This window comes from Paenibacillus sp. MMO-177, assembly GCF_037147795.1.
Classification (GTDB): domain Bacteria; phylum Bacillota; class Bacilli; order Paenibacillales; family Paenibacillaceae; genus Pristimantibacillus.
Genome location: NZ_JBBCUR010000003.1, coordinates 761,477 through 784,599 on the forward strand (window position 1 = coordinate 761,477; position 23,123 = coordinate 784,599).

General features: G+C 51.2%; 19 protein-coding genes. 9 read left to right on the forward strand and 10 right to left on the reverse strand.

Annotation, left to right across the window (positions count from 1 at the left end; translation table 11 throughout):
- Positions 1-99: 99 nt before the first annotated feature.
- Together WFK81_RS14885 and WFK81_RS14890 are read right to left on the reverse strand one after the other, a co-directional pair.
- Positions 100-1,767, reverse strand: coding sequence for an ABC1 kinase family protein (locus tag WFK81_RS14885; protein ID WP_336787175.1), 1,668 nt, complete (start codon positions 1,765-1,767; stop codon positions 100-102).
- Between the two features lie 14 nt (positions 1,768-1,781).
- Positions 1,782-2,081, reverse strand: a complete 300-nt coding sequence (locus WFK81_RS14890) for a phasin family protein (RefSeq protein ID WP_336787176.1) — start codon at positions 2,079-2,081, stop codon at positions 1,782-1,784.
- A gap of 191 nt (positions 2,082-2,272) precedes the next feature.
- Between WFK81_RS14890 and WFK81_RS14895 the strand changes: the two genes are divergently transcribed.
- Together WFK81_RS14895 and fabV are read left to right on the forward strand one after the other, a co-directional pair.
- Entirely contained in the window at positions 2,273-2,479 is a 207-nt protein-coding gene (locus WFK81_RS14895; protein ID WP_336787177.1) for an alpha/beta-type small acid-soluble spore protein, read from the forward strand.
- 197 nt (positions 2,480-2,676) lie between these two features.
- Positions 2,677-3,867 (forward strand): enoyl-ACP reductase FabV, encoded by a 1,191-nt coding sequence (gene fabV / locus WFK81_RS14900; RefSeq protein ID WP_336787178.1) that lies wholly within the window; start codon positions 2,677-2,679, stop codon positions 3,865-3,867.
- A 254-nt stretch (positions 3,868-4,121) separates the two neighbouring features.
- Here the strand turns inward: fabV and WFK81_RS14905 are convergent, their stop codons facing one another.
- The gene (locus WFK81_RS14905) at positions 4,122-5,141 is read right to left on the reverse strand and encodes an LLM class flavin-dependent oxidoreductase (RefSeq protein WP_336787179.1); all 1,020 of its coding nucleotides are present in this window, start codon (positions 5,139-5,141) and stop codon (positions 4,122-4,124) included.
- 270 nt (positions 5,142-5,411) lie between these two features.
- Between WFK81_RS14905 and acnA the strand changes: the two genes are divergently transcribed.
- Complete coding sequence (gene acnA, locus WFK81_RS14910) at positions 5,412-8,120, forward strand: aconitate hydratase AcnA (RefSeq protein ID WP_336787180.1); 2,709 nt, start codon at positions 5,412-5,414, stop codon at positions 8,118-8,120.
- A gap of 57 nt (positions 8,121-8,177) precedes the next feature.
- Here the strand turns inward: acnA and WFK81_RS14915 are convergent, their stop codons facing one another.
- From WFK81_RS14915 to aroC, 3 genes are all read right to left on the reverse strand, one after another.
- Positions 8,178-11,858 (reverse strand): rhamnogalacturonan lyase family protein, encoded by a 3,681-nt coding sequence (locus WFK81_RS14915; protein WP_336787181.1) that lies wholly within the window; start codon positions 11,856-11,858, stop codon positions 8,178-8,180.
- 268 nt (positions 11,859-12,126) lie between these two features.
- The gene (locus tag WFK81_RS14920) at positions 12,127-12,816 is read right to left on the reverse strand and encodes a TerC family protein (protein WP_442956061.1); all 690 of its coding nucleotides are present in this window, start codon (positions 12,814-12,816) and stop codon (positions 12,127-12,129) included.
- 89 nt (positions 12,817-12,905) lie between these two features.
- On the reverse strand, positions 12,906-13,961 hold the full coding sequence (gene aroC / locus WFK81_RS14925) for a chorismate synthase (RefSeq protein ID WP_336787183.1): 1,056 nt from the start codon (positions 13,959-13,961) through the stop codon (positions 12,906-12,908).
- A gap of 107 nt (positions 13,962-14,068) precedes the next feature.
- On the opposite strand from aroC, the gene WFK81_RS14930 reads away from it, so the two are divergent.
- From WFK81_RS14930 to trhO (WFK81_RS14945), 4 genes are all read left to right on the forward strand, one after another.
- Positions 14,069-14,962, forward strand: coding sequence for a LysR family transcriptional regulator (locus WFK81_RS14930; RefSeq protein ID WP_336787184.1), 894 nt, complete (start codon positions 14,069-14,071; stop codon positions 14,960-14,962).
- A 216-nt stretch (positions 14,963-15,178) separates the two neighbouring features.
- Entirely contained in the window at positions 15,179-16,099 is a 921-nt protein-coding gene (gene trhO, locus WFK81_RS14935; RefSeq protein WP_336787185.1) for an oxygen-dependent tRNA uridine(34) hydroxylase TrhO, read from the forward strand.
- A gap of 6 nt (positions 16,100-16,105) precedes the next feature.
- Positions 16,106-16,360 carry a DUF1450 domain-containing protein gene (locus WFK81_RS14940; protein WP_336787186.1) on the forward strand — a complete coding sequence of 85 codons (255 nt, stop codon included), beginning with the start codon at positions 16,106-16,108 and terminating at the stop codon, positions 16,358-16,360.
- A 4-nt stretch (positions 16,361-16,364) separates the two neighbouring features.
- On the forward strand, positions 16,365-17,249 hold the full coding sequence (gene trhO / locus WFK81_RS14945; protein WP_336787187.1) for an oxygen-dependent tRNA uridine(34) hydroxylase TrhO: 885 nt from the start codon (positions 16,365-16,367) through the stop codon (positions 17,247-17,249).
- Positions 17,250-17,510: 261 nt separating this feature from the next.
- On the opposite strand, the gene WFK81_RS14950 is transcribed toward trhO (WFK81_RS14945), so the two are convergent.
- Positions 17,511-18,026, reverse strand: a complete 516-nt coding sequence (locus tag WFK81_RS14950; RefSeq protein WP_336787188.1) for a GNAT family N-acetyltransferase — start codon at positions 18,024-18,026, stop codon at positions 17,511-17,513.
- Positions 18,027-18,173: 147 nt separating this feature from the next.
- On the opposite strand from WFK81_RS14950, the gene WFK81_RS14955 reads away from it, so the two are divergent.
- A complete protein-coding gene (locus tag WFK81_RS14955) occupies positions 18,174-18,548 on the forward strand; it encodes a MerR family transcriptional regulator (protein ID WP_336787189.1) in 375 nt (124 codons plus the stop codon).
- Positions 18,545-19,306: an SDR family oxidoreductase gene (locus WFK81_RS14960; RefSeq protein WP_336787190.1), complete on the forward strand. Its 762-nt coding sequence runs from the start codon at positions 18,545-18,547 to the stop codon at positions 19,304-19,306. Before WFK81_RS14955 ends, WFK81_RS14960 begins: the two co-directional genes overlap by 4 nt.
- Here the strand turns inward: WFK81_RS14960 and WFK81_RS14965 are convergent.
- The 3 genes from WFK81_RS14965 to WFK81_RS14975 are packed head-to-tail and all read right to left on the reverse strand — an operon-like array spanning position 19,279 to position 23,044.
- Entirely contained in the window at positions 19,279-19,551 is a 273-nt protein-coding gene (locus tag WFK81_RS14965) for a hypothetical protein (protein ID WP_336787191.1), read from the reverse strand. The two genes, WFK81_RS14960 and WFK81_RS14965, sit on opposite strands and share 28 nt — an antisense overlap.
- Positions 19,552-19,601: 50 nt before the next feature.
- Positions 19,602-21,215, reverse strand: coding sequence for a response regulator (locus tag WFK81_RS14970; protein ID WP_336787192.1), 1,614 nt, complete (start codon positions 21,213-21,215; stop codon positions 19,602-19,604).
- Entirely contained in the window at positions 21,212-23,044 is a 1,833-nt protein-coding gene (locus WFK81_RS14975; RefSeq protein WP_336787193.1) for a cache domain-containing sensor histidine kinase, read from the reverse strand. Before WFK81_RS14975 ends, WFK81_RS14970 begins: the two co-directional genes overlap by 4 nt.
- Positions 23,045-23,123: the final 79 nt, after the last annotated feature.

A 23,123-nucleotide genomic window follows, 5' to 3' on the forward strand; every position in this document is an offset into this window, starting at 1 on the left:
GTCACGCACTTTACCACCCTTTAGAAATTGTTCAAGGTAAGGGCTGACAACAGCGGCCGGAAGGAGATACATTCCGTTATTCCTAATCAATTAAATAATCTATCTGCTTCGTATGATTGCCACAATTAACCACACAAACAGTATCGAAGCAATCCCAAACCCGATCTCAATCGCCGGAATATTCCACAGCAGCGTGCTCTGATGCCCCATCGACGAGCCTATTATGAGGCCAACCATAATAATGCTGAACGACAGCAGCACAATACTGAGACTGAGCCGGTTGCTGATCTGATCCAGCTTTTTCAGCACGGCATTTAACTCGGGAATGGCAAGATCCAGCCCTAATCTACCCCTTCGCATCATATTCAGCACGCTCCGCAAGCTGAGCGGAATATCTGAGAGAAGCTCCAGATAATCCGGGATATCATCCACCCATTTGCGCGCGAGCCGCCGCGGATCCAGCTTCTCGATCACCAGCTTTCTGCCGAACGGCTCGGCGACGTCAAACACGCTGAAGGCCGGGTCAAGCGCTGTGACTACGCCTTCCAAAGTGAGAAACGTTTTGCCAAGCAACGTGAGCTCTGACGGAATACGTATCCCATGGCGAAAAGCAAGCGCGAACAGCTCATTTACCGACTCCCCGATCTTTACCTGGCTAAGGGGAATCTTGTAATATTTGTCCCTCATTTCGTCCACGTCAGCCCGAAGCGCCTTCCTGTCCGTGTCATCGGGAATAAAGCCCATCCCGTTAATGGCCCGGATAATCGTACTCGTGCTTTGATTGCGCAAGCCGATTACAAAGGTGGCGAAATGCTGCTTCATGTCCGGCGTAAGCCGTCCGACCATCCCGAAATCAAGAAAAGCCAGGTTCCCGTCAGGCAGAGCCAGAACATTGCCCGGATGCGGATCCCCGTGGAAAAACCCGTCCACCAGCACCTGGTGAAAGATCGCTTTGGAATACCGCTCCGCAAGCTTTTTATGATCATAGCCACCCTGCTGGAGTTGCTCGCGGTCCGACAGCTTAATGCCTTCCACATAATCCATGGTCAGAACCAGCTTGCTTGTATACTCCCAATACACCGCGGGAATGATGATGCCGTCAAGTCTGCTGCTTTGTGCGGCGAACCTCTCGGCATTGCGTGCCTCCAGCCCGTAATCCAGCTCGGCCCGAAGCGCTCTGGCAATTTCATCGATCATGTCGCGAAGCCGGTAGCTGCGCGCCCATTCCAGACGATGCTCCGCGACCCGCGCCAGCTCCGACAAAATATCGAGATCCGTCTCGATAACTTTTTGAATATTAGGGCGCTGCACTTTAACGGCTACCACCGTACCGTCAATCAGCTTGGCCCGGTACACTTGCCCGATGGATGCGGAAGCCAGCGGCTCTTCGCTGAATTCGGCAAATAATTGCTCAAGCTGCGAGCCCAGCTCATCCTCAATAATATGTACGGCTTCCTCATACGAAAAAGGCTGAACATGATCCTGCAGCTGCTCCAGCTCCGCAATAATACCGGCAGGAATCAGGTCTGGCCGTATGCTCGCCATTTGTCCCAGCTTGACGAAGGTAGGACCAAGCTCTTCCAGGAACAAGCGCAGCCTCTCGCCGACTCCGCGTTTGCGAATGCTTTGCCTTTCACCGCCGCGCAGCACCAGTCCCGTATCCGGCAGCCCCAAATCCTTGGCGATATACCCGAAGCCATTGCGGACAAAAGCGATTGCGATTTCCCGATAACGCTGCAAATGACGGAATTTTGATCTTACGCTCATACATCCGCCTCAAATCAGTCCACAGATGTTTCTTTATGCTCCAGCGCGGCCACCCGCTGCTCCAGCTGCTCGTATTGCTCTCTTGTTACGTATTTTTCGCCAATGATGGATTGGACGCGTTCCCGAATCATTTCTTCAATTTTATTGCGAGTTTCTTCGCCTTTCTTGAGCAGCTCATCGACATAAACGGACGATTCGGCTTTGGTGATTTCTCCTTTTCGCACCCATTCCTCCGCCAGCTTCTCTACTTGCTCCTTGCTTGTCACCGCAAAGCCAAGTCCAAACGATACGGCTCTTCCGATCAAATCCTTCATCTGTATCACATCTCCTACAGTATGGAATATATCCAGTTTATGCAACTTGGCCGGATTACAGTCATTACCCTTGTATAAACCCGCTTAAAGGTAAAAAAAGGAGAAAATTACGGATAATTCTTTTCCGCGCGCGCATAATAACGACAAGAAATAGTCTAATCCCGACCATTTAATTAGGAGGCTGCGATTCAATGCCTAACCGCAATTCATTGTTAGTTCCCGGAGCCCGCGCAGCGCTTGAACAACTAAAATTCGAGATCGCGCAAGAGCTTGGCATAGAGCTTCCCGCTGACGGTTACTACGGCAACATGACAACCCACGATATGGGCTCTATTGGCGGAACGATAACCAAACGTCTGATTCAGCTTGCTGAGCAGCAAATCGCCGGCCGTTTCTAATACACCGGGTAAATGTGAAACAATACTCACGATAAGGGCTGACCCTGCGGCAACTGCTGTTCCAAAGGGTCTAGCCCTGTTTTTTGTGATTTCCTTTGTGCGCGAACTTCCCTTTGGAGCTAAAAATCGGTAAAATGAGTAATGGCTTGTCTTATAGAACTATAATTATGATTTTAATGAAGAAAGGATTTTACCATATGATTATTAAACCGAAATCCCGCGGATTTATTTGCACGACCGCCCATCCGGTTGGATGCGCAGAGCAAGTTAACCGCCAAGTGGAATATGTACAGTCTCAACCGAAATTGAAAGGCCCTCGCAATGTGCTTGTTATCGGCGCATCTACGGGTTACGGCCTTGCTTCCCGTATCGTTGCGGCGTTTGGCGCGGGCGCAAATACCGTTGGCGTATTTACGAGCAAAGGCGCGGAAGGCAACCGTACGGCGAAACCAGGCTGGTACAACTCTGCTGCTTTCGAGAAGGCTGCCGCGGAATCCGGCCTGAAATCGTACAGCCTCTCCGGCGACGCATTCTCCGACGAGACCAAAGCAAAAACAATCGACCTGATCCGCACGGAGCTTGGCTCGGTTGACCTGGTTGTTTACAGCGTTGCCGCACCGCGCCGCGTTCATCCGAAGACCGGCGAAGTGTTTAACTCGGTGATCAAACCGATCGGTCAATCCTATTCGAACAAAACCGTTAACTTCCATAACGGCGTTGTGTCCGAAGCTACGATTGAGCCGGCTACGGAAGAAGAAATCAGCCAGACGATTACCGTAATGGGCGGCGAGGACTGGCAAATGTGGATCGACGAGCTGCAGGCAGCAGGCGTGCTTGCTGAAGGCGCTACTACGATTGCTTACTCGTACATCGGTCCGGAAATTACGCATGCGGTATACCGTGACGGTACCATCGGCCGCGCGAAAAACGATCTGGAAGCTACGGCTCACAACCTAACTGAGCAGCTGTCCTCCACTGGCGGACGCGCTTATGTAGCGGTTGCGAAAGCGCTGGTTACTCAGTCCAGCTCCGCGATTCCGGTCGTGCCTCTGTACATCTCGGCGCTCTTCAAAGTAATGAAGGAAAAAGGCATTCACGAGGGCTGCATCGAGCAAATGTACCGCATGTTCGCTACCCGCCTTTATGTTGACGGCCCAACGCCGGTAGACGAAAAAGGCCTCATCCGCATGGACGACTGGGAAATGCGCGACGACGTGCAAGCTGCGGTAGACAAGCTGTGGAGCGAGATTACTTCGGAAAACGTATACGAGCTGTCCGATCTTGAAGGCTACCGCCGCGAGTTCTTCCAGCTCTTCGGCTTCGAAACCGACGGTATCGATTATGAAGCGGACACAAATCCGGAAGTTGATATTCCAAACCTCCGTTAAAGGATAAGAGAAAAGCCGTAGCAGGCCCGCCTGCTGCGGCTTTTTTTGTTAAGGGATGCTGCAATTGGCTTTCCATTTTCATCGCCATCGCCACCGCCGCATTTCCGCCCCTTCACACTTTCCCGCTTCTTAACGATGTGCCGCATCGTCAAGACCACCTGCCCAGCACTCTTCGTCCACCTTAACGATACCGCGTATCGTTAAGGCTAATTCTTCAAACAAAAAAGAGCAGCCCCGATGGACTGCTCACTCACTTACTTCTTGCTGCCGCTTAATCCGAGCTGAGCAATTAACTCGTAGGATTTCAGCCGCTCCTGATGATCGTAAATCGCGCAATTAATAATGACTTCATCCGCATCTGTCTGCTCGATAAACGCGTTCAGCTTTGCTTCAACCGTCTGCGGGCTGCCTTTGATCGCGGTGCGAAGCTGATTGCGCACGGCCGTCAGCTCATACGGATTCGCAAAGCCTTCGAGATCGGCCGGCGGCTGAATCTTTCTTGGCACGCCGCCGCGGATCAGATTGAGGAACTGCTGCTCCAGCGTTGTGCCGAGCCATTCCGCGTGTTCGTCCGTATCGGCTGCGATGGCGTTTACGCCAACCATTGCATACGGCTTATCCAGATAAGCCGATGGCTTGAAGCTGCTGCGGTAAATATCAAGCGCAGGCAGCGTAAAGTCCGGCGAGAAGTGGCTCGCGAAGCCAAACGGCAATCCCAGCTCGCCAGCCAGCCTTGCGCTGAAATCGCTGGAGCCCAGCAGCCAGATCGGCACATCCAGGCCTTCGCCCGGCACCGCGCGTACCGCTTTTTCCGACTCCGGTCCGCGGAAGAAGCCGCGAAGCTCTTCCAGCATCGCCGGGAAATTCTCTCCGCCGTACAAATCGCGGCGCAGCGCCATCATCGTCTGGCGGTCGCTGCCCGGAGCTCGGCCAAGGCCAAGATCGATACGGCCGGGATACAGCGATTCCAGCGTACCGAATTGCTCCGCAATTACAAGCGGTGCATGATTCGGCAGCATGATGCCGCCGGAGCCGACGCGAATAGTCGACGTACCGCCAGCAATATGTCCGATTACTAATGAAGTAGCCGAGCTGGCGATTCCCGGCATGCTATGATGCTCGGCTACCCAATAGCGGGTATAGCCCCATTTTTCCGCATGCTGGGCCAGGTCGAGGCTGTTGCGCAAAGCGTCCGAAGCCGTCGAGCCTTCAACAATTGGAGCAAGATCTAATATAGACAGCTTGACGTTGCCAAGCTTTTTCGTTGTTGTCATGACCAATTCTCCTCTCATGATGACATCATGTCCATTATAACGAAGTTCTATCGCAACTGCTATACAATAGTAAGTGACTACTGGAAAGCAATGATGCATGCTGCCAAGCTGCCTGCGCGAAAAGCCTCGAATTTCCGCCATTGTCGGTTTGAATCTGCTTTACGAACCCCAAAACTCGAGCTATAATAGAGACATAACGATTTTTGAAATAGAGTTTCACAGAATGAAACAACAAAATCGTCAACATCATTCAAGGAGGAATACCCGAACATGGCAAATCAAGACCACTATTCTGTACGGTCGAGCTTGGAAGTCGGCGGCAAATCCTATGCTTACTACAGCCTTCAAGGTCTGGAAAAACAAGGACTTGGCGACATTTCCAAACTTCCATTTTCGATTAAAGTATTGCTCGAAGGCGCTGTTCGTCAATTCGACGGCCGTGCTATCACAAAAGAGCATGTAAAACAACTCGCTGATTGGGCGGCTAACCGCGACGACAAAGAAATTCCTTTCATCCCTTCCCGTATCGTTCTGCAGGACTTGACCGGCGTACCGGTTGTCGTTGACCTTGCGGCAATGCGCGAAACGGTTAAAAAAGCAGGCGGCGACCCTAAAAAAATCAACCCGCTTGTACCCGTCGATCTCGTAATCGACCACTCCGTAATGGTTGACGCATTTGGTTCCCCGGATGCGCTTGAAATCAACCAACGCATCGAGTTCGAACGGAACGCAGAGCGCTACCGCTTCTTCCGTTGGGCACAAACGGCATTCGATAACTTCCGTGCGGTTCCGCCGGATACAGGTATCGTTCACCAAGTCAACCTCGAGTACCTGGCATCCGTTGCGGCTACAAAAACCGTTGACGGCGAAACATTCGTATTCCCGGATTCCCTCGTAGGTACGGACTCCCATACGACTATGATCAACGGTCTTGGTATCGTTGGCTGGGGCGTTGGCGGTATCGAGGCTGAAGCTGGTATGCTTGGCCAACCACTATACTTCGTAACTCCGGAAGTTATCGGCTTCAAACTGACTGGCAGCCTGGCAGAAGGCGCTACGGCGACTGACCTTGCCCTGACTATCACTCAAATGCTTCGTAAAAAAGGCGTTGTAGGCAAATTCGTTGAGTTCTTCGGCTCCGGCTTGTCCAACATCAGCCTTCCTGACCGTGCAACGGTTGCCAACATGGCTCCTGAGTACGGCGCAACAATCGGCTTCTTCCCGGTTGACGCAACTACACTCGACTTCCTGCGCCAAACTGGCCGCACAGAAGAGCAAATCGAGCTGGTTGAAGCTTACTACAAAGCGCAAGACATGTTCCGTACGGACGCTACACCGGACCCTGTCTTCACTGAAGTGGTTGAACTCGACCTGTCGACGGTTGTTCCTTCCCTTGCCGGTCCTAAACGTCCGCAAGACCGTATCGAGCTGACTTCGATGAAGGACGCTTGGAACGAAATCGTTCGCAAGCCAGTCGACAAAGGCGGCTACGGCCTGACTGACGAGAAAACGGAAGAAGTCGTTACCGTTAACCACGCTAACGGCAAAGTAAGCGAAATGAAAGCTGGCGCAGTAGTTCTCGCCGCTATCACAAGCTGTACGAACACTTCCAACCCTAGCGTAATGGTAGGCGCAGGCCTTGTTGCGAAGAAAGCTGTCGCTCGCGGTCTCGTTAAACCTGAATACGTGAAGAGCTCCCTGACTCCAGGTTCCCTGGTTGTTACCGACTACCTCGTAAAAGCTGGTCTGCTCGAGTCCCTCGAAGCACTTGGCTTCCACGTTGCTGGTTATGGCTGCGCAACATGTATCGGTAACTCCGGTCCATTGCCTGAAGACGTAAGCCAAGCAATCGCTGACAACGACATGACTGTTGCTGCCGTACTGTCCGGTAACCGTAACTTTGAAGGCCGTATCCACGCGCAAATCAAAGCGAACTACCTGGCATCGCCGCCGCTTGTTGTTGCTTACGCGCTGGCTGGTACAGTTAACATCGACTTTGCTAGCGAGCCAATCGGCTTCGATCCGCAAGGCGAGCCTGTCTTCCTGAAAGACATCTGGCCAACGAACCAAGAAATCGCTGATGCGATGAACGCTTCGCTGTCCCCGGAAATGTTCCGTGCGAAATACGAAAATGTATACACGCAAAACGAACGTTGGAACGCTATTCCGGTACCGGAAGGCGAACTGTACGAGTGGGATCCGAAATCCACTTACATCGCTAACCCGCCGTTCTTCGACAGCCTTGCTGACGGCATCCGCGACGTTGAAGACATCAAAGCAGCGAAAACTCTGCTTGCTCTCGGCGACTCGGTTACAACTGACCATATCTCGCCTGCAGGCAGCATCCGTCCGGATGCTCCAGGCGGCAAATATCTGATCGCTAACGGCGTTGAGAAGAAAGACTTCAACTCCTACGGCTCCCGCCGCGGTCATCACGAAGTTATGGTTCGCGGTACATTCGCGAACATCCGTATCCGCAACCACATCGCTCCAGGCACGGAAGGCGGCTTCTCGACTTACCAGCCTACCGGCGAAGTGACTTCCGTATACGAAGCTTCGATGAAGTATCAAGCGGACAAAACAAACCTGGTTGTACTCGGCGGTAAAGAGTACGGTACAGGCAGCTCCCGTGACTGGGCAGCTAAAGGCACGTTCCTCCTCGGCGTTAAAGCGGTTATCACCGAGAGCTTCGAGCGTATCCACCGTTCCAACCTGGTCGGCATGGGCGTTCTTCCGCTTCAATTCCAAGCTGGCGAAGGCTGGCAGCAATTGGGTCTGACTGGCTTCGAAACCTTCGATATCGTTGGTCTTTCGAACGATGTTCAGCCTGGCGATCTGGTATCGGTTATCGCTACGAAAGAAGACGGTTCCCAAATCGAATTCAAAGTTATCGTACGCCTCGACTCCCTCGTGGACGTTGACTACTACCGTAACGGCGGTATCCTTCAAACGGTTCTGCGTCAAATGATCAAGAACTAATTTATTCTTTATAGCAAAAAGGTGAGCCCTCGCAGGCTCACCTTTTTTATTTATCCCCTATCCCTTTGTGCCGGACTGATCGTGAGGCACAATAACCGTTACGGACTTCTCCGTTACGTTGCCTGCTTTGTCCGTTGCTGTGTATTTGATCGTATACGTACGTCCATTTTTGCTGCCGGACATCTCTGCTCTAAGTTTAAAGGCTTGATCAAGCGTACCGAATTCTGCCCCTTGAATATCCGCATTCGCTCCTTCCGCAAGCTTCTCGTTGCTTGTAATGGAGGTTAATACGACCGAATCGACGCCTGACGCAAGGTCCGTGCTTTTCACAACGGCTTTTACGTCAACCAGCTTATGATTAGCCGGCCATAGCTCCGTTTTATCCAGTACTACACTCAGCTCAGGCGCTGTCTTATCGATCTGGATCTTAACCGTATGCGGGGCTTCCGCATTCCCCTTATGATCCTCGCTCCAATAAACAAGGGTATGGACACCGTCCTCCGTTATTTGAACGGTAGTCCCCTTCTGCTCGGCTCCTCCGTCCAACGTATAATAAGTAGCGTTAACGCCGGAAATGCTGTCATTCGCCGTTAAGTTTACGGTCACATTACGATTAACCCAACCTGCGGGCGCATTATCGGTTGTAGCTGGGGCCGTGTTGTCCACGAGGTAAATGTTTGGCGCATCCGGCTTCTCCATTCCGTTACCCAGGTAAAAGCTTGTATGCGGCGGCTGGTTATAGCCGGTGTTCTGCCAAGCTATGCCTAACCGATATACCGGATCATGCATCAGCGTGCGGATCTTTTGGTCCGTTACGTCCGTCGTTGTGTAAATGCGAAGCGCGCTGCTGTCTTCCGTTCTTAAAACGACCTCTTCTCTCCAGTCGCCGAGCAGATCGGCTTGCAGAGACGGGTTGCCTTTTGTTCCGTTATTGGAATACGTACCGGTAAACGTCTCCAACCGGTCAAGCGAGCTATTCTCGTAATCCCATTTGTCAATCTTCGGCACGCCATTGCCTGTTGCAGCGTTCCAATCATGATCCAACAGCTCGCGGCTTAAATCGCCGTCCCACCAGATCGCAAAGTTGGAGGTAGGGATTTGGGTAGAAATTTTGGTGCCTTCCGCGTTAAACATAAAGCCGCTGGTGTTATTTTCCGTTGCGGCAGACTTTGTGGCGTCAATGGCCCAGGACTCTTCGCCCACGTATCTTGGATCCACGTCAGCCGACAAGCCCCGGCCGGTATCCGCGCCAATCTGTGGCTGTCCGTATAACGGCTTCCCTGTCCGCGCGTCAATCATCGTTGCCGAATACGGAGCACCGGTCTCCTCCTGCACCGTCCACAGCTCAAGTCCAAGATGGGAAGGAATGAGATCGCCGAGATGCATGGCGTCGCCATGGCCCAGCTTCGTATTCCACAGCAAAGTGCCGTCATCGTTAATCGCCGTATTGCCGGTTACGATCTCGTCCTTGCCGTCCGCGTCGATATCCGCCACGCTCAGTTGATGGTTGCCTTGTCCGTAACCCGGGTTTGGCGAATCAAACCTCCACACCTTGCTAAGTTCTCCGTCTCTCCAGTTGTACGCAACCAGCACCATCCGAGTGTAGTAACCGCGCTGCAGGATCAGGCTCGGATGTACTCCGTCCAAATAAGCGATCGCCGCGCCAAAGCGGTCAATCCGGTTGCCGTACGTATCTCCCCAGTCTCCGATATTGCCTCTTGGCGGATCATAGTTTTCCGTAGCAAGCTCCTTGCCTGATAAGCCTTCGAAAATAGTAAAAAACTCCGGCCCGTCAAGCACATAACCGCTTGAATTGCGATAATCGGCAGTAGCGTTACCGATTACGGTTCCCTTGCCGTCAACCGTTCCGTCGGCGGTACGGGCTGCTACCTCCGCCTTGCCGTCTCCATCCAGGTCATACACCATCGGATGCAAATAATGGGCACCTGAACGGATATTTGGACCCATGTCGATTCTCCATAGACGCGTGCCGTCCATTTTGTACGCGTCCAGATACGTATTGCCGGTAATACCCGCCTGGGAATTGTCCTTCGAGTTGCTCGGATCCCATTTCAACACGATTTCGTATTTGCCGTCCCCGTCCAGATCGCCTACGGATGCGTCATTCGCACGGTAAGTGTACGCTTCGCCAGCGCTGGTCACGCCATCGGCAGGCTTATCGAGCGGTACGCTCAAATAATTCGCATTCCACGGCTGTACCGTTTCGGACGGCTCCTGCTCCGTACCGTTCACAACCGCCCGGACATAATAGGAGGAATCTTCCGTTCCAGCTTCATCCACGTAGTTTGTGCCGGATTGAACCGGAGCGGAGTTGATTTTAACCCCGCCACGGTATACGTTAAAGCCGATATTGTCCGGTTCCGTGCCAAGGAATCTCCAAGAGAGGAAGACATGTCCATCCTGCTCTACGGCTACAAGCCCGCGATCCAAGTCTTCCATATGCCGGGCCGGCAGCAGCTGCGGCTTGGCCTTTACGGTAACGGGAGCGGACTCTGTCAGCTCTTCTCCCTCATACACGTAAACAGCCTTGACGTCAAACGTATATTCCGTGCCGTTATCAAGGCCGTCCACTGAAGCGATATACGTTCTTTTTGGCGCCGTAGCGGCCAGCGTCTCCGTGCCGTCCTCATTTACGACGTAAATATTGGCCTCTTTGTAAGCCGGATCGATCGGCGCCTTCCAGCCGATCAGCACCTTGCCGTCATGGCCCTCCGCGGCAAGATTCGTTACAATGGGAGCCTTGCCCAGCTTATTGACATTAATCGTATAAGTACGGGCTACATCCTTATACTGTTTGGAAGCAACCGTAATGCTCACGGGCGATGAAGCTCCGTTAATCGGCACATCAATCGAGGAACCGCTTTCAACAGCAGAGTTGCCAACACTGACCTCAACGCCTTCCGTATAGCTTGCCGTTGGCGTCACGGTCAGAGCGTTTGCGGAATAAGGCACATCGATGGAGTAATTATTATTTGTCGGGTCAAAAGCAAAAGAAGGAACATAATCGCCGGCCTTAAGCTGCACACTGGCCAAAGCCAGATCAAGCGCCATTACCTTCATATTGGCCAGGTTGTACCGGCCTCCGCCCGCATTGGTGAAGAAGCCTATGCTGCTGATCCGTTCTCTTGCGCTGTAGAAGTTTTCGCTTGAGTTAACCGTATTACCCGTATTTAAATCCTTGATCGATAAGGTATATTTTTTTTGCGGGATATTGTAAACGAACGTAAACCGGTACCAATGCGTCGAGTCATACGTGACGAGGGTTGGTCCATTCTGCATTTTGATCACGCCGCCGTCCATCACCATGCGGGTAACGGCTGCGTTTGTCGCGTTAACCTTCCCTTCCATGACCCAGAAGGTTCCGCCTTTGCTCGAAGGCATATTAACGTCAAACTGCAGAATCATCCCCCCGGTTTGGGGCGTAAAACGTTGACCGAAATAAGAGGAGCCGGTCAGATCATGGCTGATCGCGGCGTATTGTTGATTGGTATCCGGATTGTTAACGACCTCGACAACCGGAGCCGTTCCTTCCTTCGCCCAATTGTTACCGCTTCCAATTGTAAGCGCGCTAATAGGATAGTCAGAGAAATCTTCATCGACAACAGCCGTGTCTGCGGCAAGTACGGGAGTCATATGTAGCGGTACGAGTAAGGTAGAGAGTAAGCATATAAGGAGAAGCTTTGCCAAAGGATGTTTGCGGCGTATGGCCTGCATCATTTTCAACCTCCAATTCATAGTAACAATCATAGGTAAAGATGGGGAATCCGTCTGCTCCTCCTTTCTTATCCTGTTGACTTGTACCTGTTACCTGAATTACGCGGTATGCTTATCTTGTTGAAATCCGACCATGCCCATTGTACGGGAACAACGGGGAAAGCTCTATGCAAATATCAGGGATAAAGGTATAAAAATCAGTGTATTCTTCTTTGAAAAAAACAAAAAACCGACGTTAGAGCTTGTCCGCTCTAACGTCGGTTTTCCAGCTTTATTCGTGCGCGGCTTCGGGATGCTTCTTCTTCCATTCGTTCGCCCAGAACCCAGCTCCAAGCACCGTAACTACCGCAATGGCGATAACGAGCCACTTGACGACCTGATTTTCTTCGAACCAAGCCTTCCACGCCGGCTCATGAGTAATCATCTTCGATGCCGTATAAGCCAGCACGGCCGAGCCTGCATAAATAATCCAAGGGAATTTGCCGAGCAGCTTGATAAACAATGTGCTTCCCCATACTACAATCGGAATACTGATGATCAGCCCTATGATGACTAACAGCGTATGTCCCTGAGCGGCACCCGCAACGGCGATAACGTTATCCAGACCCATTGCCGCATCCGCTACAATAATCGTCCACACGGAAGCCCAAAGCGTATTTCCCGCCTTAATGTTCTCATGCTCTTCTTCCTGCACAAGCAGCTTGTAAGCAATCCAGAGAAGAATCATTCCTCCCGCAACAAGAAGCCAAGGTATCCGAAGAAGATATACAACCAGGATGGTTGCAACAATCCGAAGCAGAATGGCCCCGCAGGTTCCATACAGGATTGCTTTCTTCTGCGTATCCTTACGAAGCCGTTTTGCCGCCATTCCGATCACAATCGCGTTGTCTCCAGCCAATATAAGATCTATAAATACGATGGACAGCAATGTAGTCAGAAATTCTAACGGCGTCAAGTCCAATTCCCCTTCTTTCTTGCGTAATAAACCATAACACCAATCATTATAGTTTATTTTTTGCGAGGGATGTAATATTTATCGATAAAATAAAATTAATCATGCAAAGCCGTATGGCGTTTGTACAAATCCTCCAGCACCATGCATGCCATCGCTTCAACGACAGGTACCACGCGCGGGCAGATGCACGGATCATGGCGCCCGATCGTTTGGATCGTATGCTCGTTGCCGTCTTCGTCAACCGTTTGCTGCGGAAGCGAGATCGACGAGGTTGGTTTTACCGCGATACGGAAAACAATATCCTGCCCCGTGCTGATGCCGCCCACAATGCCGCCGGCATTATTGGTCAAGAAGCCGTTCGCATCCATTTCATCGTTATGTTCGCTGCCGAACATGGTTGTTGCCGCAAATCCCGCGCCAAACTCGATGCCTTTAACCGCACCGATGGACAGCATCGCTTTTGCGAGTTCCGCGTCGAGCTTGTCAAAAGCCGGCTCGCCGATACCCGGCTTCACGCCGCGGATGATGCATTCCACTACGCCGCCGCAGCTGTTGCCTTTAGCCGCCAGATCCTCCACGAGCTTTACCATTCGTTCGGCTGCGTTCAGATCAGCCGCGCGCATCGGATTTTTCTCGATCACGGTTGCGTCAAACGTCTCGCATTTGATGCCGCCAGCTTCTTTCGTGTACGCCACGATGGATACGCCGCGGCGTTCCAGAAGCTTGCGCGCAATAGCGCCTGCAGCGACGCGGCCCGCCGTTTCGCGGCCCGAAGCACGGCCGCTTCCGCGGTGATCGCGATGGCCGTATTTTTGAACGTAAGTAAAATCGGCATGACCCGGACGGAACAGCTTGCGGTTCGCCTCATAGTCTTTAGATTTCATGTCGGTATTATTCAGCATAACGGCCAGCGGAGCGCCTGTTGTTTTGCCTTCGAAAACGCCGGACAAAATGCGGATGATATCATATTCTTTGCGAGGTGTCGTAACCGAGGATTGGCCCGGCTTGCGGCGGTCCATCTGTACCTGAATATCCGCTTCGGTCAACTCTACTCCGGGAGTAACGCCGTCGATAATAACGCCTACCGCCTCGCCGTGGGATTCGCCAAACGTGGTCATTTTGAAATGTGTGCCAAAGCTGCTTCCTGACATATAAAAAACCAACCTTTCTCTTTTGACTATATCGATTAAATTCATTATAATTTCAAATGTGCGATAAATGAAATCACAATTCAATAGCCTTGCGATAGAGAGGGTTTATGCCAAATCGAATAAATAGCTTGGAAAGCTACCGGATATTTTTATACACGGCAAGAACGGGCAACTTCACGAAAGCGGCCGAAATCCTTCACGTCACTCAGCCATCGGTCAGCTATGCGATCAAGCAGCTGGAGGAGTCCTTTGGCGTCAAATTGTTCGACCGCGGCTCCAAAGGCGTGAAGCTTACCATTGAAGGCAAAGCGCTGCTGGACTATATCGAGCAATCCTTCCATCTTATCGAGTGCGGCGAACGAAAGCTTTTGGAGCTTGCCAATCTGCATGGAGGCGACCTTCGCATCGGAGCGAGCGGCCCGATTATCAAGCATATTCTGCTTCCTTATATAGATAAGTTCCATGCGGAGCATCCGAATGTTCGCATTCGTCTACAGCAAAGCAAGACAAACGAAATCTCCAAACAGTTGAAGGAAGAAAATATCGACCTTGGCTTTGTCCATTTGCCGTTCTACGATCAGGAATTGGCCATTCGGCCGCTGATGCCCATTCAAGACTGTTTCCTTGTTGGAGAGGCTTATAAGGAGCTGGCAGGCGATGCGGTTTCGGTCCGCGAACTGCTAAAGCTTCCTCTATTATTGCCAACGGCCGGCAGCAGTACCCGGCTGTTTGTCGAGCAATGGCTCGCCGGCCATGGTATTTATAAGGAACCGGACATTGAGCTGACCAGCACGGAGATGATTATCGAATTCGCGCAGCGGGGGTACGGCACCGCTTTTCTTACCCGCCGTTTTGCCCAGCAGGAGCTGGATAACGGAACGTTGCTCGAGGTAAAATTGACGGAGGCTTTGCCTTCCCGAGCGATCGGCGTTGTTACCCGAAAGGACGCTACTTTGCCGACGAGCTCGTCCATTTTCCTTAAAGAGGTAATGAACCATTGAGAAAACCCGTATCGAAGTCATTCAAAGTTGTGCGGGCCGCCTCTAGGGGTTTGTTTTATCGCCAAATAGAACATTCTTCCATTGCTTTGGAAACGAATAAGTTCTATTGTGGAGTATTGCCATGAATGTTCAACAGAATGCCTTGGAATCGTTGTTGACTAAGTGATTTAAGAGTTTTAACATATAATGATAATCTTATATAATGGAGCGTTAGACATGAGTGAAAACAAACCTTACCGTATCCTTTTGTACTATAAATATGTTCACATCGACAATCCTGCAGAGCTTACCGCGGAGCATCTTCAATTCTGCAAGGATCTTGGCGTTAAAGGCCGTATTCTGATCTCCGAGCAAGGCATTAACGGCACTTGCTCCGGCACTGTTGAGCAGACGGATGCATACATTGCGCACATGCGCCAGAACCCGCTGTTTGCCGATATGGTCTACAAGATTGATGAATCCGAAGGTCATGTGTTCAAGAAAATCTTCGTTCGTCACAAGAAAGAGCTCGTTACCCTTCGTTACGACAAGAAGCTGGATCCAAACGTACGCACGGGCAAGCATCTTAAGCCTGTCGAGTTTTATGAGCAGCTGCAGCGCGACGACGTTATTATTATCGACGGCCGCAACGATTATGAATACGATATCGGACACTTCCGTGGCGCAATCCGCCCTACGGTCGAGTCGTTCCGCGAGTTCCCGGAATGGATCCGCAAGAATCTGCCGGAGGACGCGAAGAACAAAAAGATTCTGACGTATTGCACAGGCGGTATCCGCTGCGAGACGCTGACGGGCGTTCTTCTGGAAGAAGGCTTTTCGGATGTCAATCAGCTGGAGGGCGGCATTATCACTTACGGGAAAGACGATACGGTTAAAGGCCGTCTGTGGGACGGCAAATGTTACGTATTTGACGAGCGTATTTCCGTGCCGATCAACCGGACGGACGAAGATATTATCGTCGGCAAGTGTTACCACTGCGGCAAGCCGGAAGACCGCTACATCAACTGCGCGGACGATCTCTGCCATCGCAAGCATATTTGCTGTCCGGAATGCGAAGCGGAGCATGAAAGCTACTGCGCGCCGGAATGCAAAGTGAACGACGAGGCACGCAAATTGAAAGTTATTTCTGGTCGGTGATAAGCGATGGGACTAGGTCTAGTTGTTGTTGAGGTATGCACCCGCAACGAAATGGCGCTGCTGCCGCTTGAGGAGCTGGAGGAGAAATTTCCGGAAGCCGCGGTCATGCGCACGGATTGCCTCAATATGTGCAATCTGTGCCGCGCAAGGCCTTATGCGATGGTAAATGAGACCCGGATTTACGCAGGCACCAAGGAAGAATGCCTCAAACAGGTGGAAGAAGCCGTGCAAGAGGAAATCAAACAGTTTTTTGGAGAGTAAGCCAATGACCGAAAATAAACCTTACCGCATTCTGCTTTATTATAAATACGTGCATATAGAGAATCCCGAGCAAGTAACGGCCGAGCATCTTCGCTTCTGCAAAGAGCTTGGCCTTAAGGGCCGGATTCTCATCTCCGATCAAGGCATTAACGGCACCTGCTCCGGCACCACCCAGCAGACGGATGCCTATATGGCTTATATGAACGAACATCCTTTATTTAAGGACATTACCTACAAGATTGACGAGTCCGAAGGACATGTGTTCAAAAAGCTGTTCGTACGCCACAAGAACGAGCTTGTCACGCTGCGTTACAAGAAAAAGATGGACCCGAATGTTCTGACGGGCAAACGCCTGTCTCCGAAGCAATTTTACGAGCAGCTCCAGCAGGATGATGTCATTATCATAGACGGACGGAACGACTACGAATACGATATCGGACACTTCCGCGGAGCGATCCGCCCGACGGTTGAGTCGTTCCGCGAGTTTCCGGAATGGATTCGCAAGAACCTGCCGGAGGATGCGAAGAATAAGCCCATCCTTACGTATTGCACGGGCGGCATCCGCTGCGAGACGCTCACGGGAGTTCTTCTTGAAGAAGGCTTCACGGACGTTGCTCAGCTGGAGGGCGGCATCGTGACCTACGGCAAGGATGAGGAAGTGAAGGGCCGTTTATGGGACGGCAAATGCTACGTATTTGACGACCGGATTTCCGTGCCGATCAACCGGACGGAAGAGGATGTCGTCATCGGCAAATGTCATCATTGCGGCAAACCGGAAGACCGCTACGTGAACTGCGCGAATGTGACCTGCGACAAACGTCATATCTGCTGCGAGGAATGCGAAGCGGAGCATGAGCGTCACTGCTCGGAAGAATGCAAACCGCATTAATTTTTGTATGAACGCCTCAGGTTCACTCCTGCGGCGTTTTTTTTCGTCTCATGCCTGTAATGAGGAAGCCTCACTAATTAATGAGGAATTTCGCGCTCATACGTACGACCTGCGGACATTTTAGCGCAACAGTGAGCTTTTCTGCCGCATTTGAACGGAGGAGTACCGATCGCCGGCTAAGGTGCCCATACGAAGCAGAGGTGTCCTATCGTCATGTTATGACCAGTGGGACACCCCTTTCTTTTCCTCAGCATTGGTCGTTCACAGCTCTTTAATCAGATAGATCAGCAGCTCATCATCTACAAATACATCGGTGCCGGGTTTAACCTCGACATTATTGTAGGTCAGCCCGTTGCCGTCCATCATGTACCCCCGTTGACCGTACAATCGTTGGGCATTCCCGTAATCCTTATATAATCCGACGCCAAGCCCAATATGCTTGAATGTTTCAGATGCCCTGTTCTCCAGCTCGTCCAGCAGTTTGCTGGCGATCCCCTTTCTCCTGTACTCTTGAAATACGTTTAAATCGTTTACTTCCGGTATCTTCTGTTCGGCAAAATACGGGTATTTGGATTCGTAGATCAGATGACAACAACCCGCCAGCTCCTCCCCGTAAAAGGCCATCAAGGTTATTCGTTTCCCTGAGCGGTTCTCTTCCAAGCATCTCATATAATAATCGCCTTGCCTATACCACGGAAAATGCGCTGCAAATTCCTTATTCAACATCTCGGCCTCGTCCAGGCTGGATAACTGCCTAAGTGAAATCCCATTCGTCATTTAAATACACCTCCATGTAGAAATAAGCTATATGGGGTATTTTACCATGACGGTAAAAGGCACAAAATTCTTTTTTTATTTCGCTTGACTTAAACCAAGGTTTAAGTCGTATGATATTCCCGTCGACAACAAATTGGAGGACTCCAGATGAACTATTATTCGATTGGTGAAGCTGCTGCCAAGTTAGATATACCTGAATCAACGATTCGATATTATGAGAAAAAAGGGCTTCTCCCGCTAATTGAGCGTGATCATGCGGGCAGAAGATTATTTTCGGAGGATCAAATGACATTGCTTGGAACGGTCATGTGTTTAAAAAACACGAATATGCCCATCCATGATATCAAGCAATATATCGATTGGGTCATTGAAGGCGCAAGCACGGTTAGTCTTCGTCTTGACATGCTGAACAAGCATAAGAAGACTGTGCTGGCTCAAATGGCTTTAATGACGGAATCCCTTGAGGGAATCGAAGTAAAAATACAACGTTATATCAAACAAACGCAGGAGGCGCTAACATGAAGCTTACGGGAAATACGATACTTATTACAGGCGGAAGCACGGGGATTGGATTAGCATTCGCGGAACGATTTATGAAAGCGGGAAATACGGTTATTGTAACCGGAAGGCGCGAGCAAGTGCTTCAAGCCGCGCAAGATAAGCTGCCCGGCCTTATTACCAGAGCCAGCGATTTGAGCAATGAAGCTGAGCGGATTGCCCTGTTTGATTGGGTGACCACGAATTATCCGGCGACCAACGTGTTGGTTAACAATGCGGGAATTCAGCAGCGGTTCAGCGTGTTAAAAGCGGATGTAAAGAACGACTGGGCCTATTTCAATAAAGAATTGACAACAAACATTGAAGCGCCTTTCCATCTTGCGATGCTGTTTGCTCCGTTTTTCGCGGCAAAAGAGAACGCGGCTATTATCAATGTAACATCCGGTCTGGCCTTTACGCCATTTGCCATTGCACCGATCTATTCCGCTACAAAGGCTGCCCTCCACTCCTTTACGATCAGCTTGAGACATCAGCTCTCGGCGACTTCCGTAGAGGTCATCGAGGTTGCCCCTCCGGCCGTTAATACCGATCTGGGCGGCGCGGGCCTCCATTTCCACGGCGAACCTCTCGACGCCTTTGCCGACGGCATCTTCCAAGGACTCCAGGAAGGCAAATCCGAGATCGGCTACGGCACATCGGTAGACCGTCTCCGCATGTCACGCGACGATATCGACAAATACGCCGAGAACATGTATCACGCCACAAAAAACATGATTGAATAACCAACCAATCCTGCTACCCCGCAAAAACTAACTAACAAAACAAAGGAGCTGCCGCAAGGGCCAGCTCCTTCTTTCTTTTTTATTCTTTTTTCTTTTGTGATCGCTTTTTCAAATTTCAAAATGGTTGGTATAACGAAGCTGCTCGAATGATTCTGGAAAAGCGGAGCGTTCGCCTTTGTTCCCGGATTCCCACCATTACAATTTAAATTCAAGGAATTCGGGAACAACAGCGATTGGAAGAACATTCGACTGCGCAGTTTTACCGTACCATTTCATCGTAATTTGACCATGCGCCTCACAATTTCCTGTACTGGTTAGGCGACTGCCCCTCAAACTTCTTAAACACCTTGCTGAAATATTTATCGTCGTCGTAACCGACCATCTCGGCGATCTGGGCGATCTTCAGATTCGGATTTTGCAGCAGCAGCTTTGCTTTCTCGACACGGATACGGCCCAGGTAATCAAAGACATTCTCCCCCATCTCCTGCTTAAAGCGGCGGGAAATATATTCTCTGCTCAGGTAAAATCGTTCGGAAATATCCTGCAGCGTAACCTCGCGATTATAATTCTGCTCCATGTACCTGGCGATGTCCCGCATAATGCTATGCTCTTTATTGCCGCCGGCCCCCGTTAATGCCGCAAACGCGGTAAGCCCGTTCAGCAGCTCGCGCCTGCATAACTCCAGGGACAATCTGCCCTGCTCATCCAGCAATACATATAACGGCAGACCGGGAGCCGGCTCCGCACCCACCTGAATGTCCTGCTTGGCGGCAAGCTCCTGCCGCCAGCGGCTTAGCATGGATTCGTATTCGAAGCGCCACAGCTCAATCTGCTCTTGGGTAATAACCGGAAGCAGCCGCGCATTTTCCAGGAAGCTGTCCACGGCTGCCTCCATATCCTTCTCCTTGCCGCTCCATACCGCAAGACGGAACCGCTCCTCGTAAGCGGCAATGCTCAAGGAATGAATCCCGGCCTTGGAGCCTTGCTCGCTGCAATGAATATAGCTGTTGTCCTTGAGCAGATTGCGCTGCTTCAGCGCGGCTCTTGCCTCCTGGTACGACAACGATAACCCCGTTGGAAAAGCCTGCTTGCGTCCCACTCCGTAATGGAACCGTCCATGAATCGACTTAACGATTCCTTCCGTGATAAGCGCCAGCAAATTCTCCCAATCCGCCAGCCGGTCCCAGAGCAAGATAATGATCTCATGCTCGCTGTTCCAATAGCGGAACGCAAAGCCGCCGTTTTTCTGCTTTAATATTTCGTTGCACACATTGATTAGGCAAAAAGTAAGAAGATCGCGGTTGCCCTCAAATTTACGGGAGATTTGAGGCTCGAGCATCCCCGTGCTAAGAATAATGACCTGGCACTCGGTGGAACGGTCAAGCTGAAACTCCTCCTTCAGCACGGCAGGAACCGTCACGTGCCCGCCACCCCCGGCTTCGCTGATCATGGTGGAGAACAGCTTATCCCGGTACACGGGCTTAATCTGATTAATCTCGATGCTGCGCTGCTGATCAAGCCTGCGGGCTTGATCCTCCTGCTCCCAGCTTTGCTTCGCTTTCTGGAGAGCCTCCATCAGCTGCTCCGGATCAATCGGCTTCAGCAAATAATCTTGACCGCCGTATTTCATCGAGCTGCGTACCAAGTGGAAATCGTCATAGCCGCTGATAACGATCGTTTTGCTTTTTCGCCCCTGCTCCTTCATCCAGGCCAGCAGCTCTACCCCATCCCGGTTCGGCATTCGCATATCGGTAATGACAATTTCCGGCTGGATGTTCCCCAGCATTTCAATAGCGGAATCACCGTTATCGGCTTCATAGATTTCTCTGATGCCAAGCTGCTCCCAATCAATCAGCAGCTTGACCGCTTCGCGTACATGCTGTTCATCGTCTACAATGAGTATTTTCATGCTCGTTCCTCCAGCTCTTGCACAGGTATTCGCAAGGTCACGGCAAATCCGCCCGACGGCGAAGAATCAATGCTCATTTCCGCTTCCTCGTTGTAGTAAAGCTTCAGCCTCATCCATACGTTGCTGATGCCGATGCTCTTCTGCTCCTCGAGCAGCGCTCCGGTTGAACGGAATAACAGCTGCCTCAGCTCCCGCAGCTTATCGGGATCCATCCCGCTTCCGTTATCCTCAATCCGAATCGTCAGCCAGCCTCCGTCGTCGGTTACCTCAGAGAACAGCCGGAGAACGCCGCTGCGTCCTGACGTTTCATAGCCATGCTTGAAGTAGTTCTCGACGAGCGGCTGCAGCAGCATTTTGGGCACCTGCACCGAGAGGGAAGCCGGATCGATATCGTAATGCACGGTCAGCTGTTCGTTAAACCTTTGCTGCTGCAACTCAAGGTACGCCTTCGCGTGATTCAGCTCCATCGAGAAAGGCACAATGGACTCGCTCGTGTTCATGTTGTACCGCATCATTTTCGCAATGGAAGTGATAAGCGTATATACCTTGGGCGCCCCGGCATGAAGCGCAAGCGTCCCGATCGACTGCAGGGCATTGTACAGAAAATGCGGATTGATCTGCGCCTGCATGGCTCTCAGCTGATTCGTCTTATTGGCAATTTCGAGCCGGTATTCGCTATTGATCAAATCCCGGATCGTCTGGATCATCGTATTGAAACGCCTTGCCAATATGCCGATCTCGTCCTTCCGGTCAACCGGCACCACGACGTTGAAATTCCCGGACTGCACCTGATTGATATGCCCGATAAGGCGCTTGATCGGCTTCGTGAACTGGTAGCTGACGAGGAAGCTTGCGATAACCGCAAGCACCATAAAGATCGCGATAACCGACGTATTAATCGTCCGGATTGCCGTTGCGCTCTCGTACAAATACGAGTACGGAAGCTGCTTCACAACAACCCAGTCCATGTAATTGGTACTGAGTGTATCATAAATGACAATGCCAGAAAAAGACTGGTCTTTCCATTTAATCACGCCATTTTCCTGCTTGGAGGCAAGAACCTGGTCCGTCCATTTCAGCTGGTCTTGGTCTTCCCGCCCGTTCACCGAGCATACGAAATTGCGGCTCCGGTCGATAATATACAGCTGCTCTTCCGAAGACATCGTCAGCTTCCTGCAAATCTGATTCAGCTCGTCCGACTTGACGTCCATCGACAAATAACCGATCACTTCGTCGCTTGGCGTGCGGATAATCGGCCGGCGCAGGGTGAAAACGCTTTCCTCTTTGACGGCATGGCTCCAATCCAAATTGTAATGCGCGCTTGTATGCGTAGCCTCCACAAACGGCTTCGGGCTTGTGCCATGCTCCGCCGGCCATTCCAGCGGCTGATTGATTCCTCTGCGGAAAAATCCGCGGGCCATCAGATACGTCAGCTTCCCATCCCCGATCTGCAGCTGAATTTGATGGATCCCGTTTGTGGACTGATAAATGTTCAACATATGGGAGTAAATCTGCAAATTATTTTTCTCGTCGAACAACGGGACGTTTACGTTTGGCGACTGTCCCCGCTCAATCAGGGCATACAGCGAATTGGACTTATTGATGTTGAGGTACACGTCAAGCGAGTTGTCGTTGATTTTGTCCATATAGCCCAGGATGTTGTTTTTGCCAAGCGCAAGCAGGTTCTGGTTCTCGTGAATCGACTGCTGCGTCACCTTATCCTTGATGTAATAATTCGAGATAATCATCGATACGGTAATCGGAATAATCGTGACGGCCAGCAAGAGCGCCATCAGCTTCCGGTTAATGCTTGTTGCGAACGCAAACATGACGTCCTACCCCCAAGGTCAATATATTACACCTAACCCATCATATCTATCGGTGGTTCAAATTTCAATAACTGTTTAT

Bases quoted from the DNA above. Each gene is read 5' to 3' on its own strand.
- WFK81_RS14885 (WP_336787175.1), bottom strand. From the start codon at position 1,767: ATGAGCGTAAGATCAAAATTCCGTCATTTGCAGCGTTATCGGGAAATC.
- WFK81_RS14890 (WP_336787176.1), bottom strand. From the start codon at position 2,081: ATGAAGGATTTGATCGGAAGAGCCGTATCGTTTGGACTTGGCTTTGCG.
- WFK81_RS14895 (WP_336787177.1), top strand. From the start codon at position 2,273: ATGCCTAACCGCAATTCATTGTTAGTTCCCGGAGCCCGCGCAGCGCTT.
- fabV (WP_336787178.1), top strand. From the start codon at position 2,677: ATGATTATTAAACCGAAATCCCGCGGATTTATTTGCACGACCGCCCAT.
- WFK81_RS14905 (WP_336787179.1), bottom strand. From the start codon at position 5,141: ATGACAACAACGAAAAAGCTTGGCAACGTCAAGCTGTCTATATTAGAT.
- acnA (WP_336787180.1), top strand. From the start codon at position 5,412: ATGGCAAATCAAGACCACTATTCTGTACGGTCGAGCTTGGAAGTCGGC.
- WFK81_RS14915 (WP_336787181.1), bottom strand. From the start codon at position 11,858: ATGATGCAGGCCATACGCCGCAAACATCCTTTGGCAAAGCTTCTCCTT.
- aroC (WP_336787183.1), bottom strand. From the start codon at position 13,961: ATGTCAGGAAGCAGCTTTGGCACACATTTCAAAATGACCACGTTTGGC.
- WFK81_RS14930 (WP_336787184.1), top strand. From the start codon at position 14,069: ATGCCAAATCGAATAAATAGCTTGGAAAGCTACCGGATATTTTTATAC.
- trhO (WP_336787185.1), top strand. From the start codon at position 15,179: ATGAGTGAAAACAAACCTTACCGTATCCTTTTGTACTATAAATATGTT.
- WFK81_RS14940 (WP_336787186.1), top strand. From the start codon at position 16,106: ATGGGACTAGGTCTAGTTGTTGTTGAGGTATGCACCCGCAACGAAATG.
- trhO (WP_336787187.1), top strand. From the start codon at position 16,365: ATGACCGAAAATAAACCTTACCGCATTCTGCTTTATTATAAATACGTG.
- WFK81_RS14950 (WP_336787188.1), bottom strand. From the start codon at position 18,026: ATGACGAATGGGATTTCACTTAGGCAGTTATCCAGCCTGGACGAGGCC.
- WFK81_RS14955 (WP_336787189.1), top strand. From the start codon at position 18,174: ATGAACTATTATTCGATTGGTGAAGCTGCTGCCAAGTTAGATATACCT.
- WFK81_RS14960 (WP_336787190.1), top strand. From the start codon at position 18,545: ATGAAGCTTACGGGAAATACGATACTTATTACAGGCGGAAGCACGGGG.
- WFK81_RS14965 (WP_336787191.1), bottom strand. From the start codon at position 19,551: ATGTTCTTCCAATCGCTGTTGTTCCCGAATTCCTTGAATTTAAATTGT.
- WFK81_RS14970 (WP_336787192.1), bottom strand. From the start codon at position 21,215: ATGAAAATACTCATTGTAGACGATGAACAGCATGTACGCGAAGCGGTC.
- WFK81_RS14975 (WP_336787193.1), bottom strand. From the start codon at position 23,044: ATGTTTGCGTTCGCAACAAGCATTAACCGGAAGCTGATGGCGCTCTTG.